Here is a 15,376-nt window from a genome sequence, read left to right as displayed (position 1 = left end):
GAGGGAACGAACCACACCCGCACACCGCGCCACCTCACCCATTTCCGTGAGACCGGTCGGGGAATCGCCAGAAAACCTGACCAGTCGTTAGCAATCCTAACTCCTTTGGTCGGGAATGTGCTCGGCGGTGCGCGCACACCCTCGACCCTGCGCAGCCCTCTCGATGAGGGTGAGTGGGTGGTGCGACGCCCGAGCCCCCCGACACGCCGCACCACCCACTCGGGTGACCAGCGACGAGGCGGAGTGAAACGGGGGGTCTCAACGCGGACACGCCGCTGATCGTTTGCAGCTCTAACCCTGACATCAGCAAATGGCACGTTTGTGACGTGAATCATGTCCAGTTTGGCTAACGCGGCTGTGACCAGGCCCGATGTAGACAGTAGTTGTTAGCAACCATAAATATGTGGTCGTTAATTTGTGAGAAGTGATATCGAACCTGAAGGGGGCTCGGTGATGACTGTTCTTGTAGTGATCGTGGTGGGGCTGTTCGTGTGGTGTGTCGTATCGGTGATCGCCGCGGTGGTGTTCGGGCGGGTGGTGGCGCGCGCTGATCGCGACGCCCAACTCCAGCAACGCGACTTCGAGCGGCACTCCAACCCGCAGACCCGCACCGCCGCGTAGACAGGGCCATCGATGTTTGCTCACTTCACCGACCCCATCGTGCTCACGGGACTGGGCATGGTCGTCGCCGGCGGACTCCTCCACGCCTCCATGCTCTCGCTCATCGCGAACTCCCACCCGGCAGTCCCTGCCGAACACCGCAGGCAGCGATGACCCAGCAGCATGACACCCCACCATCGTCGACAGCGTGGACCGTCACCGGCCAACCACACCGCACCAAACCCGTGACCATCGCCCTGGCCGCCGGCGCAACCAGCAATCTGCTCGCCCTGGCCACCCTCACCACCATCCTGCTCGGCGGCCCCGTCTGGCTGGTCGCGGCCAGCACCCTCGCCACCGCCCTAACCGCAGGCCGAGCTAGCCGAAGCATCCGCACCATTCCGTAGACCGCAGGACCCAATAGAACTGGCCACGTCGGAACTGACAGGCTAGGTTGTCGTGCTCCAATCACATACCCAAGCCTGCCACCGCCTTGGTGCCGGACTAGTCGGACTGGGCGCCCAGGACGGTGTTGCGGATCAACGAGATCGTCGCCGGGAGGTTGTCGTTGCCCGCCATGGCGAGGTTCGACAGCGGGTCGACGAGGCCCCTATGGTTCTCGCCGTTGCCGTTGAACGCCTTGCCGAACTCGGTGACCACGGTGTGCAAGTCATCGATCGGGATTGAGTCCGATAAGTGTAATCGCGCTGGACACAACGTCTTCGAGCGGGATCGGAACTGTGGTGGTAGTAACGACCGACCCGTCGCGCAGATACGGGCCGCCCACACGCAAGGGGCGCAGATCGACGAACTGCTCACCGACCGCCGATCGCCGAACGGATGGCCACCACCGCCTACTCGAAGGCCAGCTCACTACGAACCTATGTTGCTACCGGGGAACCGCGCTATTGCAGCATTGGGGGCAGGCGCGGACATACTCTACTGCTCCGCACGCGACATAGCCCAAGAAGACGAAGCCGCCGCTGGCACACGCCCGGTCCTTAGGCCGCCCCACTCGCAGCGGCGGCGTTCACTGGGGTCAGGGATTTCAGTTGGCCGCTGTGGCGGTAGCGACGGCGGCAGATTGGCCCAACTTCTGTTGGAAGCAGTTCACCACAAGCCGGGCCGCTGCCGGACCAAACCTCCTACTAGGCGTTCACCGGGTACGTACTTGCTGGCAGCGGAACGTAAGGGTTGCATAGCTGACGGCACCGTGGTGTACGACCTGTCTGACGACTCGCTTCGCAACACTGTCGGGTCGTCAGAGGGAGCGCGGTGGTGCCTAGTTAGTTCCCTCTCCCACCGCATTACCACTCTTCACAACATCAGTCTCGGAACTAATTTCGAATGTTTGCCTTCCATCGGCCACCGACATGTCCTTTATTCCCACAACGTGGAGCGTATTGGGTTGCTCGGCTGTGTAAACAGTAGCCGACAGAGACGGCCACTAGGTAGCCGAAACTAACGCTCGGTGCTCAAGCTGAACCTCTCAAGTGCATTATCTAGCAACTGATCCCACGTGCAGGTTCCGGGTAGGCGGAGGTTGGTCGCAGCAAATACAGCGAACTCATGCTCGGATCCGGTCCACCCGAAGTACAGGTATTGACGTCTGGCGATCGGCGTGCGGCCGGGTAGGGCAGCCCAGGTGAGTCGGAACCAACTGGTGTCCGCCGGTGATCCGTCGGGTCGGAACACGCCCGGGTCGAGAGTGCCGAGCCCGGCGCATGTAGTGACGGGTCTCGCAAGGTCCGCCGGAGCCTCGATGAGCGCACCAAACAACTTCTTCGGTAGGAACGGTGTCAGAGGAAGCAGACGGTCGAACTCGTGCGGATGGTCAGTCGACGCCACCAAGGCGGTACGGAGATCGCTACGAATGCCGGACAAGTCAATAGTCACCGCCGCGGGGTCGATGTCGATCTGGACCTCTGTCAGGGCATTCGCGCGAGCATCGTTTGATGATGTTCGTTGGTTGACCGACAGCGCGACTGTCGATTCCCCGGTAAGTGGGTTCACCCACCCGAGATCGGCGGCCAACTGTGTTGCGACACCACACAACAGGGTGGTGTCGGTACCACCGCGTTCACGGGCCTGTACGGCGACGTCGTTGACCCTGACGCGGGCGACGGCCCACACGTCGCGGCGTTCAGGCGGTGCGGTACTGCGCTTGGAGCCGGCGCTGCTCTGCTGCGGCGTCGGGGCTGTTGCCTCGGGCGTTGGCTCAACCCGCAGTCGAGTGCGCATCAGTCCCACCGCCGATACCAAGGCCCGGAACACCTTCGGAATCTCTCGGACGGTCTGCAACCCGTCGTGGAGAAACCCGCGGAAAGCTCCGCGTGTGCGTGGCGGGCGATAGCCCCAAGAACGGGATCGACTGGCGGCCGCATCGGCGGTCGCCAAGGCCATTCCCACCCCGTCGACCAGAGCGTGCGATGCCACAAGGGTTACGACCGTACTGCCGTCGTCGACCGGCAGGACACCAATGTGCCAGGCCGGCCCTGCCCATGGATCGATAGGTATCGATGCGCGGCGATCGACCCAACCCGCGACCTCCTCAGAGGTGCCGAGTGAGTCGATGTCAACAGCAGGAGCCGACGGTTCGTCGACCCAGCGGTCACGCGCCCACGGGAACGCAGACTTTTCGATCCTGCGCCCAAGCCGTCCCGCTCCGAGTTGGGTGTTGAAACGCTCGAGCCCCGCCATGTCTACCGGCCTGTTGTACGTCCAGGTGACCTGCACCAGCGAGTTGCGGCCGGTTGCTTCGACGCCCGCCGCAGCCGCATGATCCAGTGGCGCAAGCCGATCCCCGCCTCGGGCATGGCGGCGCTTGGCTCCCTCCCCATTATTCGCCATGATGTGCGGCCAATTGCTGGAGGTCGATCATCGCATCTGCCTGCGTGTGAAGCTGCGCCAGGATGTCCGACACGATCGCGTCGGCGACTCTGACGGGGACAGATCCTGGGACGCCACGCATCTCAATGCTCAGTCGTCCGGCGAAACTCATAACGTGATAGTGCATACCCATCAGAGCGGGCAGGCTCTCCCCAGGCGGGGACAGTGCGATAAGGGCCCGAACGGCGTTCATATCGACGTGGGAACTGGTGTGAAAATCTCGGCACGCCAGGTTCGAAGGTAGTGCCGGTTCAGGCATGAGTCCGATGTTGCTGATTCGTATCGGAGCGGCGGTCTCGGCTGTACCGGGTTCATGGTCCCCGGTGCCGAACAAGTCTCGGTGGACACTGGTGTCCTCGATATCAGAATGCAACTGCGCCGAAACCGCTCTACCTATCGCAATCGGGTCGCTGGCGGCCGTGACGTTGACCGTCACCCGTGACGCTCCGGCAAAGTTCGTCACAGCGGCGCTACCGATGGCCGGACGGAATCGGGATCGAAGATCGACCGGGCTGAACACCCCCATCGGCACCACCGCATCAGCCCTCACGCCGGCAAGTGTCCGTCGCTCGGCGAGGGTGATCACACCGGAGACGAACGCATGAACAGAGACACCAGCAGCTTTCGCGTGGTGTCGCACTCGAGTGAAGGTCGATTCATCGACCACCACTCTGCAGAAGTCGAAAAGCTCGCCGCCCACATCGTTGGCCGTCGGCATGATCCCGTTGGATCGTATTTCGCCAAACCCCCTGGGCGGCGGACCGTCTGCAAGGACGCCGACCTGCTGCGCCGTCTGCGACGGTGAGCTCGGGAGCGGATTCCGTGCAGCGGGGTGCGCCTGACCAGTCTCGATAAGGCAGGTGTAGTGCTCCCACAGGCGCAGCAGTAGGAATGCCGCGTGCGTTCCGTCGGCCACCGCATGATTGACCCCCAGTGTTGTCTGATGCCGGTCACCATCCGTTACGACGAGCACGCCACTCAACTGGTGGAGCGGCTGAAGCTTGAGGTGCACATCACCGGGTGTGAATTTCCTCTGCTCCTGCACGAACACCGGTGAGGCGTCGGTATCGCCCGCCACCAGTTCGGCCCCGTCCGCACCGATCGCGATATGTCCGGCAAGCACCGGGAACTCACGCTGTAGCGCCTGAAACGCTGCAGCCAATGTGGGCACCTCCAGCGAGCCCTGCAGGACGAACGTGCCACACGAAATCGTGTTGGTCTGTGCATAGGGCAGTTCGAGCGCAGACAGTGCGCGTCGTTCATATGTCACGGGCGGCACCTCTCACCTTTCTCACTTGTCGGCCAGTACGGGGTCGGGGAACTGGAGCGCCGCGCTGTCTGGTCGTGGTTCCGCGGCAGAGAAGTCCATCGCAACCGCGGTGGTGGGCACTGCGCCGGCGACGTGAGGTCGAGTCGATGTGTCACCAAGGATGGCCATGTCGACGAGGCGGGCTGCACGCTGCGCCGGTATTGCACCCAACGCGATCAGTACCGACAATCGTTGGGCGCGCAGTGTGGCATCGGGGCCGAGGAGGAAGTCGAACCCGGTGTGTAGTCGTCGTGCATCGAGCTTTTTGATCGGAATGCACATCCCCACACCGAGTTCGGTGACGCGCGTGCCCCAGAATGGTTGATCGGCCAGTACGGGGCAGATCAGTGACGGGAGTCCGGCGCGCAGCGCGGCAGCGGTTGTTCCTGCCCCGCCATGGTGGACCGCGGCCCGGCACCGTGGCAGCACAGCGGAATGGTTGACGGACTCGACGACCTTGATGTGGTCGCCGTAGGAGTGGTCGTTGAGGTCACTCCATCCGACGACGATCAACCCGCGTTGTCCACGCTCTCGACAGACGTCGGCGAAATCGGCGGCCAGCCGGTCCGGGTCTTCTACTCGCATGCTGCCAAATCCCCAGTAGATCGGCGGCTCGCCGGCGTCGAGCCATTCATCGAGCAGCGGGGGTACCTCAGGAACTCCGGTGGCCCGGGTCCAGGCGTGCGATGGAACTTCTAGAAAACCGAGCATCGGCTTGGCCGATCCGAATTCAGGCGCCAGGGCTGACGTCAATGCGGCGTCGTAAAGCTGCAGATCCTGGACGTGTGCACATGCCCTGTTACGTTCCCGACGAGATCGATACGGCGCCAACCCCAAGGCGGCCCGGTGCTGATTCACCGCTCCCTTCACGTGGTACCAGGTAGTGAAGTCACCCCAAGTCCAGGTCAGACGTTTAACCCACCGGGGGGATCTGTCCAAGACCGCCTTGACCCATCCCGTAGAGGTGTACTGAGTGACCGAGTAAGCGCCGTTGGTAGTGCCCGGAAAGAATCGGTAACCGACGACCACGCGCCCCTGAGCAGACGACACCGCAAAATCCAGGCCATCGGAGTGCGCCACGATCACCTCGGCATCAGCACACGCGTCGATGATCTCGCGGGACATTGTGTCGACGTGAGCGTCCAAGAAGCGGCCGTATGCCCGCATCCGTTTGATGGGCCGATCGAGCACGCGGCGGTAGCTGTCATCATGATCAGGCACCGTGTCGCTGAGGGGATGGGCCTCAACCCCTGCCGAACGCACCAGTGCAACCAGGCCTGTTCCCATCGCTGCGATCTTGACTCGATGACCACGTTCCATCAACGCAAGAGCAAGCGCGATGGTCGGCTGTACATCACCCCGACTACCCAACGCCAGAATGCATATCGAACGCGCCACACCGGAGCGCCGCCCACCCAAATCGGTCGGCGTCGCAGCCGAAGCGTGAAGGTGGCGGCGTAGTTCCCGGGTCGACACCCACGTGGCGACCACGCCGGCGGCGGCGGCGGCGAATGGAATGGCCTGACAAAATATGACGGCGGCGTCGAGAGGACTCATCGCGGCTACCGCCAGGCTGGCCGTGGTGCTCACTATCGCGGTCATCACCCAAATCAACTCCAGGCGTCTCCATTCGCTACCGGCCGCACGGTGGTGCACGCGCTCGTCCCAGCGCCCTGCTCGCGCGCTGTCCCCCCGAATGAGAAACTGCGAGAGAAGTCGCGCGGCCACCGGTCGTCCGGTCAGAGCGCCTGCTACCAGGACGCCGCACAACACAACTCCCGCACACGACTGGATCACCAGGACCACACGTGGTTGGCCGGCTACGACCGCCGCAACAATCGACACCAGAATCATTCCGAGTATCAACAGCTCGACCAGTTCGGTGCGGCGGCGGCGGGCGGTCCTCACGGCGATGCGTGAGGCCACCACACCCGCACCGACCGACAAAGCGATTTCGGGACTCGCCCCGAAGGCGTACTTCGCGACGAAGTAGCAGACAACCTGCGCTGCAACGTCGATCAGCATCGGCCACGGCCGCTCGGGAGGCGGTGCCACGTCGTGCGTGGGCAGCGGCGTCACCGGCGGGCCATCCTGTCGTCGCCCACGAATTGTTGCAACGGTGACGTGACCGTAGCCCCGGCCGGGGCCAGCGATTCTGGCCGGCCGCCTCGAATGAGAGCGTCCACATCGTTCAACAGGGTGTGGAGCCGTGCCATGATGGCGCAACGTGTTCGCCGGTCCAACGTGCCCGGTAACACGCGCATCTCGATACTGAGTCGGTCACAGAAGACCGAGATCAGGTACGCCGATCCCACGGGAACTGGCGGCTTGTCCGGGCCCGGCCACCGGCGAGTCCATTCCTGCAGACCCACCGCGCTCCGAACGATCTGGCTGTGAAAGTCACGTGCGATCAGGCACTGAGGCAATTCCACGGCGGGGAACGTTCCGACATTGCTGATGATGACCGGGGGCCCGTGTCGGCGGGTGGAAGGAGCTGGCATCGGAGAGACCGAGGATCTCAATACTGTGCCGTCGGCGAGATCACTGCGCAGTTGATCTTGGACTACTCGCGCTATATCGCGCGGTTCACCTGATGCTGCACACCTCGTCGATACGAAGGAGAACCCGCATAGCGCGGTCACCTCTGCAGGCGCGATGGGCGGAGTGATGCGTGATCGGAAGTCGACGGGAAATAGCAACGCCACCGCAGGATCGGCGGCCTCCATCACCGATGCCTCGGCCGCTGCAATCGCACCGGCCACGAGTGAATGCGTCGACACGCCGAGCGTCGTTGCAGCCCCTTTCAGGCACGCAGTGGTGTCACGGCTCACGCGGATCCGCTCGACGTCATCAGCAAGGTCGTATTGGCCCGTTCGCGTCATCGTCCCGCTCCAGGTCGTGTGGGCCAGTCTTCGTTCGTAGGGCACCGACTCGGCCACAACTCCACGCTCGGCCATGATGAGATGCGGTTCACGGGGGAAAGGGAACTGTCGGGGGGCTAGCTGTCGTCCGTCCGTTGCCGCGGTGAAGAGTTCGAAGATTCTCTTCGTCAACGCTATGATTCCGCCGCCGTCGGTGGCGCAGTGACTGACCCACAACGTCACCCGGTGCTCCTCGCTGTCGGAGGTGACCTCGAGCGCGCACAAAAGCTCGAGAGACGCGAGAAGCGTGGGCGGGCGTTGGGTGAAACCGGACCATCGACCCGATGATTGCCCGAACCCCGCAGCGGCCACCCATGCGGCGTCGCCGGCCGCGAACATCGGCACGTCGTCGACGGTGCTGATCGTCGCGGTGAGGATGGGATATTCGAGGAGGAGCTCACCAAACGCAGTCCGCATCGCAGCGATGTCGAGGTCGCCAGCGAGGTGCAGGGATGCACCGATGATTTCGCTCGATTCTGGGTGAATAAAGGAGCACTCGCTGAAGGTGAGCGGCCGGAACACTTTTCCGCTCTCACCGTCGCTCGCTATGCGCGGGCCACAACTCTCCAGAACAACCTTTGTCCGTAACGTCTCAGACATTCGTCACCTCCGCCTGTGTGCGTGTGCGAGCTCCAGCCAGACTCCGCGCGGCAGTGCGGACGGGATGGCCGAGCGCCCACGCACGCAGCCTCTCGGTCAATGCGTCGGCAACAGCCTGTTGGACCTTGGGCAATACCGTGCTGCCGAGGTTGATCATCTCGATGCCGATACGGCCGCCGTAGCTGCTGATCTGGTAAGTAGTTGCGATAGGCGCGGGCCTGGTGTCGGAATCGGTGTCATCACCTCGGAACCCGTTGGCGTCAACCCACAGTGCGGGTCGCACATCTGTGGCGGTCAACGTGGTGGGAAGGACCAGGTCAGGGATCCGGCCCAGGTTACTGATCACCACAGGTGGATGACCAAGGCCGCGATGGCCGCCGCCCGTTTCTGCGTCCACCAACCCCTGCAGGCATCGGCCGCTGGCGATGTCGTCGCGCACCGCACCAACGAGGCCCTCTCCGATCAGCACGGGATCGCTGCGCCTTCCGACCTGCACGGCTTGGTAGCAAGGTCCGGCGAAGTTGGTGACGTCGACCGCAGCTCGTTGCGGGGTGACCCGCTTTCGGAGGTCAACCATTGTCATCACACCCAACGAGACTGGTCTGTCTTCTCCCAGAGCGTCGAACCCACAGCGCTCTGCGCACACGATGGCACCGCTGATCGCGGCAAGGACACCGACACCCGCGTCGGCAAGTGCATCCAGCAGTCGACGCGAGGTAGTGCGGTCAAGTCGAAGTGATTGCACCATCGGCCAATCCGGGGCGCCAGTCGCTGCTCCCCGAGGGGGTCTGCCGTACCAGAGCGCATCGTCGACACGCAGGTGTGTCGCACCCAGCGGGTCCTCGCCCCCCTCCCCCTGGTGGAGACGCCCCACAGCAGCGCCAGACGACGGGAATGGGCGTACACCCAAATCAGGTGACCCACCTGACCCGATAGCTGCAGCTGTGTACAGCTCGAACAATTCGGTCAGCAACGCAATGGCGTGCGCACCATCGGCCATCACGTGTGCAATGTGCAACGTGACCGTGTGCGTGTCATCCAGTGTGAGGACATCAATCGCACTCAGTGAGCGCGACAGGTCGATCGTCGGCGGTATCGGTGCTGGCCCCACAGCCGATGACGTCCTCACCGCCACGTGCTCTGCAGTGTTCGCAGCAATCTGCGGCGTGACAAAGCTCTTTTTGTCATCATTTGACGTGTGGACGCAGGCCGCGAGCGCAGGGTGACGAGTACGTAGCGATGCGAACGCGTGCACTAGTCGAGTGACGTCGAGGACCCCTCGAAGAGACACCTCCAGCGAACACACTGTCGGGTGATCACCCGCAAATCCGTTCTCCGAACCCGTCAGGTACCGATGTCGAACGACCACGACACACCTCGCCAGTTAAACGGGCAACGGCATATACAGTCCTGCGCCCGAGATGATTTCGTCGACATCAACGTTGGCGCGACGGTGCAGACGCCCGCGCACTGACCCAGAAGTTTGAACTGGTGCGCCGGACGTTGCAGCGACAATAACGCGCAGGCGTCGCCCACCGATGAAATCGTGATTAGCTTCACTAAGGAACGGTGGATTACGCAGCGTCTCAATGTGATTCATCATCACTGCCTGATATCGACCGATAACAAATCGCAGAGCTAGCGGGAGCAGAGCTGCCGTCGGCCATACATTGAGAGTCCCGTACTCGGCGCCCGGCTGCCCTCAGGGTAATAGCTCGCGCCCGAGCCCCCTCAAGGCACGAACCTGCCCCAGAATGATCACGCCTCCCGGTCCACGACGACCGGACTGCACCCCGAGGGTCCAATCAAGCTGCCCGGTGGACCGACACCGCCGAGCACTGGACCCACAGAACAGCTCGACCTAGCGCTATCGCCCTACAAGTTCGAAGCTGCCACTGCCCTCGCCGCGCGCAGGCAGGTACTCGCCGGAGCGAGACTCCGATACGTGGAGCGCCGCAGACGGATCAGCAGACTTCGCGACGCGCCCGCACCCATGTGGGAGATCACGGGTCAACACCACCGCCAGCACCAACACTCCGCACACCCTCGCGTGGCCGCTGCGCCGGGGACTCGTGACGGTTTGGTTAGTCAGTTGAGCCACCCCGCGGTGACATCCGCCGACTCGTGGTCGCGCAACCAGACCCCGTTCAACTCACGCCAACAATTGTGACTATGCACAGTTTCGCGTTCCGCGCGACGCAGTCGCGGAGTTCGTCGTCCTGTTGATGACTGGACGGACCCAGGACTTTCTCATTGAGCTTTTCATGCCTGTTGAGGCTGTTTAACCGAGACGATCCATGATCGCAAACTGGTGTGTTTTACGCTACAAACTGCTTTGACAAGCTAATTTCACCGTTCCTCGATGGCACTATTTGTTGTGGTTCATCACAACGAGGGCCGTACTTCCAACGATGAAAGAGAGCTGCGAGATGGCTGGGAACAAGAATTTCGACGCGGTGGTCGGGTCGACCGTGTTCGACAGTGCGGGCGACAAGGTCGGGAAGGTCGAGCAGATCTACATCGCCGATGACAGCGGTCAGCCGCGATGGGTCTCGGTCAAGACGGGTTTGTTCGGGACGTCGAAGTCGTTGGTCCCGTTGGCCGGGGCCAAGCATTCGCTGGATCGCCTCGATGTGGCTGTGAGCAAAGATGCGATCAAGGACGCGCCGCACCTCGACAGTGACAACGGCACGAGCGAGGCCGAGGAGACCACGTTGCTCGAGCATTACGGTCTGACCACCGGCAACTCGGGGTGGACCCAGTACGGCAAGCACACCCCCGAACCCGCCTCGGCCGGCGACACAGCAGAACGCGGAGCAACCGGGACCGAGTCATTGGTCCGCTCCGAGGAGCGACTCAACGTGGGCACCCAGCGTGAAGAGGCCGGGCGAGCTCGGCTGCGCAAGTACGTGGTGTCGGAAGAGCAGTCGGTGACCGTGCCGGTCTCCCACGAGGAGGTTCAGGTGGTGCGCGAACCGATCACCGACGCCACTGCCGTTGACTCCTCGATCGGCGAGGCGGACGCAGAGGTCACGCTGCATGCCGATCGTGTCGTGGCGACCAAGGAGACCGTCCCAGTCGAGCGAGTCGGTCTGGCGGTCAACGAGGTTCACGGCGAGCAGACGGTATCCGACACCGTGCGCAAGGAACGGATCGACACCGATGGCGTGGCGACCACCGACCACGACGCCAAGCGCGGACGCAAGTAGCGCCCCGAGAGGACTTGGCTGTGTCGTTCATCGACACCGCAGTCGGTGAGGCCAAGAACGGCACCGGGTCCCAGCGCTAACCCGCATCCATCCGCGGTCGACGTCCCCGGACGGATTCGACTCTGCGGCATCGTCGCCTCAGACCGTCGCGGATCGTTCGGGGACGTCGACGCCGGACCCCACCAGTCCCCCAACACGTAAGGACATCTTGTGACCAGCACGTTGGCCGTCGAATTCCTCGCGGAACGATCGACCACCACGACCGCCGTCGGGTGGATCGGCTACATCATCATCGGCGGTATCGCCGGCTGGCTTGCCAGCAAGATCATGGGCATCGACGCTCAGATGGGCGTCGCGCTCAACGTCGTCGTCGGCGTCATCGGCGCTTTCCTCGGAGGGTTCCTACTCAGCTTCGCCTTCGACACCGCGAGCGGTGGTTGGGGTTTCACCTTCCTGACTGCCCTGATTGGCGCTGTCCTGTTGCTGACCATCGTCAAGTTCGTCACAACACGCCGGTAGCGCCGCAGCTGTCCACCACCGCATCGCCCCCACCTGCGCCGTACGCACCACCATCACCACATCACTCCTGAAAGGTCCCTCATGTCTACTTCTTCCGCGTTCTGGCACCGTCGACGAGCCAGCACCGTCGCCGTCGCGGCCGCCGCCGCACTGGCTGTCATGACCGCCGCTGGCTGCGACGACGCCAAAGACGCCGCATCCTCGGCCACCTCCGCGGCGGGTTCAGCGGCCGCGGCCGCCACCGACAAGGCGTCCTCGGCAGTCGCCGCTGCCACCAGCAGCGCACCGTCCTCGACAGCCCCCGACAGCTCGGCAGTTCTGGGATCACCCACCGCTTCCGCCCCGCCGGCACCGGCGGTGCCCTCAACCTCTATCGACTCCCCCGACGGCAAGCCCGTGTCGATCACCGATCCCGCGATCATCGCCGAGTACGCCGCCCGCGGTTACGACAAGGGCTACCTCGGCAAGCCCCTGGGCCCGGTTGTCGGTCTCGTCGATGGCGGGAAGTTCGAAACCTTCGAGGGTGGGTCGATCTACTACAACCCCGCGGTGAAGAAGGCGTTCAGCGTGCACGGCGCGATCGGCGGGTTCTGGGGAAAGTCCGGACACGAAGCCGGAACACTGGGCTACCCCGCCGGTGAAGAGACCCCGACCGACAAGGGTCTCGAGCAGAAGTTCGACCGCGGCACCCTCCTCGACGCCGACGGCACCGTCACCACGATCAGCAACTAGGACGACCCTCGATGCCCTGTCCACCCAAGGCGTTCGCGGTGGACAGGGCATCGACGGACGCGTGGCTGTCGCACACCAATTCGCCGATCAGAGGACATGGACCGTTGAGTGATCCTGACCCAGCACCTGCACCGTCAGCCCCACCAACGGTGGTCGACGAGGTGAGTCTGATCGCCTCGCGTGAGGAGCTTGCAGCCACCACCGAACGCGTCGCTGTCGCGACCGCGCGACTGGAAAAGTTCTTGGTGACAGAGCAGCGAACCATCACCGTCGACGTCGTCCGCGAGGAGGTGCGCCTGGTCTACGGCAGACCACCCGATACCACCGTCGAACGGGTGCGGGCGCCCAGCACCACGGACCACCCGGTGGCAGGGTCGACGTCTGACACCGTGGTGTTGTTCGCCGAGGGCATCGAGGTCACCCGGCGGTGGGTGCCGATTGAGACCGTCCGCCTGGCAGTCACCACCGTGACGGGCACCGAGACCGTCACCGGGACCGTGCGCGCCGAACTCATCGACACCTCGGTCGCCCCGATCGGTAACCCCGACGGCGAGCCGGGCGCTGGACGTCAGTCGTGAAACACATTGTCGCAGTGATACGCCCCTCTGCTGTCACCGATATCGAGGCGGTATTTGATGAGGAGTTCCCCGATCTGGACATGTCGGTGACGCGAGCAGAGGGTTACGGACGCCAAAAAGGGCACACCGAGGTCTACCGCGGCGCTCTATACGCCATCGACTTCGTCCCCAAACTACGGATAGACATCGTTTGCACCAACAACGACGCCGACCGGATCGTCGAACTGGTTGTCGCCGAGGTCCGAACCGGCACCATCGGCGACGGAAAGGTGTGGGTACACCCAGTGGATCTGATGGTCACCATCGACAAACTCCCACGCCCCGGATCGATCCAGGGAGAATCTACGAACTTGGCACCGTGACAAGCACTTCGCGCCCAGATTGCACCCGCAGCCCACGCCGACCTCACCCCCGAAGGCTGAGACCATGCCACCCGAACCGACTCCCAGACCCACAGTCCGCCAACAGGAACACATCGACACGCTCTACAACATCGTCGCCGATCGTGAGGCCCTCGAACGCACCTACCGCAACACCATCGTCGCCTGCCTCAACGCGGGACTCACCCCGTCACAGATCGAAAAGTTCGCCGGCGTCAACAGAGAAACTGTGCGACGCAACGCAACTCGGCACTCCGTGCTCGCGACGCCGCCGGTATCCACCCCACCAGATGCCGAGGCAGGCCCCACGTGACTGGTGTGTCAGTGAACTCCGCGTCACCTGCAGTCAGAAATCCGGGACGGCGGTGACCAGCGGGGCGAGGTAGCGGTGGGCGAAGGAACGCACGTTGGTTGGATCGTCGAAATCAACGATGCTGTCGGGATTGACTATCAGCGACAGGCTCAGACGGGTGGTGATCTCGCTGACGGTGCGTAGGTGGGCCATCTCTGCGTCGGAGGGTTCTTTAGATGGATAGAGCTGCAGCTTCCACAGTTGTGCCGAGAATTCGCGGGCGGTGGCGATGAGTTCGTCATCGCAGATCGCGTCGAGGAGAATGTCTCGATCGGTGTGTCTCATCCGGTCCAACAATGTGTTGTTGCGCAGGAACTGGAGGGTGAAGGTGAACCCCGCCGTGAGCGCCTCGTCGATCGACGTCGCAGGAGCTCGTGCGGCCGTGGAGCCGTCGATGAAGCGGCGCATCTCATACTGCAGGATCGCGTTGCGTAATTCGTCTTTGCCGGCGAAGTAGCGATACAGCGTTGCACGCCCGACCTTTGCTCGACGTGCCACGTCGCTCATGGTCAACCGGCTCCAGCCCAGTACGGCGACCGCGTCGATGGCGGCTTCGGCGATGCGTGTCGCCTCCGGGTCGTCGAGGGCGGCACCACCGGCACCGTTGGCGAAGCCGACGAGGAAACCGTCACGCCGGCCTGACACACCGCCGCCTTTGCCCATGCACGGGCCAAGATTACTGTGCGTGAGAATTCGGCGGGCCGCCTTCACCGGCGCAGTTCCACGAAGTGGCCGGCAGTCGTATCGATGCGCTCGCACAGTCGGTGGAGGAGTCTGACGTGGCGTAGTGCGGCGTGGTCGGCAATCACCGTGGCGACGGGAATGGACACTACCAACGAGTCGCTGCCGGCCCCGGCAGCCCACTGGGCGCCGGGATAGCTTCGCGGCGCGATATCGCGGCGTGCTTGCAAACCGACTGTGGCCGCGGTGACCAGTGAGAATGCCCCTGCCGCCGCCACGGACCACGGATAGTGGTCCACCCCGATGATCAACGACGCTGCGGTGGTGGCGCCCACGACGCCGAGCACGACGCCGGCCGCCGCGAGCCGGGAGCCCGCTGCGGCTGTCGCCGCGGTCAGCCGCTGGGTGCTGCCGGACTGCGCGGTCCAGGTGTGGTGAATCGGCTTGGGTCGCAACCACCGATGTTCGTGGGGCGCAGACATTGGTTACCTCCATCGCGCTTACGTGAGACAGTCAGACGTTTGTTGTCTTATCGTCCCATAATGGTTAGCATTCCGCCACGGTCTTCGCCGCAACCGCCACAGGAGCCGTTTGAGGGCGAGAACG

General features: G+C 63.5%; 16 protein-coding genes and 1 pseudogene. 9 read left to right on the top strand and 8 right to left on the bottom strand.

Annotation, left to right across the window (positions count from 1 at the left end; all coding sequences use genetic code 11):
* Positions 1–453 precede the first annotated feature (453 nt).
* From LX13_RS19550 to LX13_RS19540, 3 genes are read left to right on the top strand one after another with little or no spacing between them, the layout of a single operon-like run.
* The gene (locus LX13_RS19550; protein ID WP_253663006.1) at positions 454–621 is read left to right on the top strand and encodes a hypothetical protein; all 168 of its coding nucleotides are present in this window, start codon (positions 454–456) and stop codon (positions 619–621) included.
* 12 nt (positions 622–633) lie between these two features.
* The gene (locus tag LX13_RS19545; RefSeq protein ID WP_253663005.1) at positions 634–774 is read left to right on the top strand and encodes a hypothetical protein; all 141 of its coding nucleotides are present in this window, start codon (positions 634–636) and stop codon (positions 772–774) included.
* The gene (locus LX13_RS19540; RefSeq protein WP_253663004.1) at positions 771–1,007 is read left to right on the top strand and encodes a hypothetical protein; all 237 of its coding nucleotides are present in this window, start codon (positions 771–773) and stop codon (positions 1,005–1,007) included. The genes LX13_RS19545 and LX13_RS19540 overlap by 4 nt, the downstream gene beginning before the upstream one ends.
* Positions 1,008–1,107: 100 nt before the next feature.
* Here LX13_RS19540 and LX13_RS19535 read toward each other — a convergent pair.
* The 6 genes and pseudogenes from LX13_RS19535 to LX13_RS19510 all read right to left on the bottom strand — a co-directional run.
* Positions 1,108–1,432 (bottom strand): annotated as a pseudogene (locus tag LX13_RS19535) (Mce/MlaD family protein); the annotation flags it as partial.
* Between the two features lie 629 nt (positions 1,433–2,061).
* Positions 2,062–3,300, bottom strand: a complete 1,239-nt coding sequence (locus LX13_RS19530) for a condensation domain-containing protein (RefSeq protein WP_253663003.1) — start codon at positions 3,298–3,300, stop codon at positions 2,062–2,064.
* A 139-nt stretch (positions 3,301–3,439) separates the two neighbouring features.
* On the bottom strand, positions 3,440–4,759 hold the full coding sequence (locus tag LX13_RS23555) for a phthiocerol/phthiodiolone dimycocerosyl transferase family protein (protein ID WP_253663002.1): 1,320 nt from the start codon (positions 4,757–4,759) through the stop codon (positions 3,440–3,442).
* Between the two features lie 21 nt (positions 4,760–4,780).
* Positions 4,781–6,877: a VC0807 family protein gene (locus LX13_RS19520; RefSeq protein ID WP_253663001.1), complete on the bottom strand. Its 2,097-nt coding sequence runs from the start codon at positions 6,875–6,877 to the stop codon at positions 4,781–4,783.
* Positions 6,874–8,319 carry a phthiocerol/phthiodiolone dimycocerosyl transferase family protein gene (locus LX13_RS19515; RefSeq protein ID WP_253663000.1) on the bottom strand — a complete coding sequence of 482 codons (1,446 nt, stop codon included), beginning with the start codon at positions 8,317–8,319 and terminating at the stop codon, positions 6,874–6,876. Before LX13_RS19515 ends, LX13_RS19520 begins: the two co-directional genes overlap by 4 nt.
* Positions 8,312–9,067: a phthiocerol/phthiodiolone dimycocerosyl transferase family protein gene (locus LX13_RS19510; RefSeq protein WP_253662999.1), complete on the bottom strand. Its 756-nt coding sequence runs from the start codon at positions 9,065–9,067 to the stop codon at positions 8,312–8,314. The genes LX13_RS19515 and LX13_RS19510 overlap by 8 nt, the downstream gene beginning before the upstream one ends.
* A gap of 1,681 nt (positions 9,068–10,748) precedes the next feature.
* On the opposite strand from LX13_RS19510, the gene LX13_RS19505 reads away from it, so the two are divergent.
* The 6 genes from LX13_RS19505 (at position 10,749) to LX13_RS19480 (ending at position 14,050) form a co-directional block, all read left to right on the top strand.
* Positions 10,749–11,528: a DUF2382 domain-containing protein gene (locus LX13_RS19505; RefSeq protein ID WP_253662998.1), complete on the top strand. Its 780-nt coding sequence runs from the start codon at positions 10,749–10,751 to the stop codon at positions 11,526–11,528.
* Between the two features lie 210 nt (positions 11,529–11,738).
* Positions 11,739–12,047 carry a GlsB/YeaQ/YmgE family stress response membrane protein gene (locus tag LX13_RS19500; RefSeq protein WP_253662997.1) on the top strand — a complete coding sequence of 103 codons (309 nt, stop codon included), beginning with the start codon at positions 11,739–11,741 and terminating at the stop codon, positions 12,045–12,047.
* Between the two features lie 81 nt (positions 12,048–12,128).
* Positions 12,129–12,779 carry an LGFP repeat-containing protein gene (locus LX13_RS19495; RefSeq protein WP_253662996.1) on the top strand — a complete coding sequence of 217 codons (651 nt, stop codon included), beginning with the start codon at positions 12,129–12,131 and terminating at the stop codon, positions 12,777–12,779.
* An 11-nt stretch (positions 12,780–12,790) separates the two neighbouring features.
* Positions 12,791–13,357, top strand: coding sequence for a DUF2382 domain-containing protein (locus LX13_RS19490; protein ID WP_253662995.1), 567 nt, complete (start codon positions 12,791–12,793; stop codon positions 13,355–13,357).
* Positions 13,354–13,719: a P-II family nitrogen regulator gene (locus tag LX13_RS19485; RefSeq protein WP_253662994.1), complete on the top strand. Its 366-nt coding sequence runs from the start codon at positions 13,354–13,356 to the stop codon at positions 13,717–13,719. The genes LX13_RS19490 and LX13_RS19485 overlap by 4 nt, the downstream gene beginning before the upstream one ends.
* Before the next feature lie 64 nt (positions 13,720–13,783).
* Positions 13,784–14,050: a hypothetical protein gene (locus tag LX13_RS19480; RefSeq protein ID WP_253662993.1), complete on the top strand. Its 267-nt coding sequence runs from the start codon at positions 13,784–13,786 to the stop codon at positions 14,048–14,050.
* A 33-nt stretch (positions 14,051–14,083) separates the two neighbouring features.
* Here the strand turns inward: LX13_RS19480 and LX13_RS19475 are convergent, their stop codons facing one another.
* The gene (locus tag LX13_RS19475; protein ID WP_253662992.1) at positions 14,084–14,800 is read right to left on the bottom strand and encodes a TetR/AcrR family transcriptional regulator; all 717 of its coding nucleotides are present in this window, start codon (positions 14,798–14,800) and stop codon (positions 14,084–14,086) included.
* Positions 14,797–15,252, bottom strand: a complete 456-nt coding sequence (locus LX13_RS19470; RefSeq protein WP_253662991.1) for a hypothetical protein — start codon at positions 15,250–15,252, stop codon at positions 14,797–14,799. Before LX13_RS19470 ends, LX13_RS19475 begins: the two co-directional genes overlap by 4 nt.
* Between the last annotated feature and the right edge of the window lie 124 nt (positions 15,253–15,376).

This window comes from Williamsia maris (genome assembly GCF_024171815.1).
GTDB lineage: Bacteria > Actinomycetota > Actinomycetes > Mycobacteriales > Mycobacteriaceae > Williamsia_A > Williamsia_A maris.
This window is presented reverse-complemented; position numbering and strand designations above follow the sequence as displayed.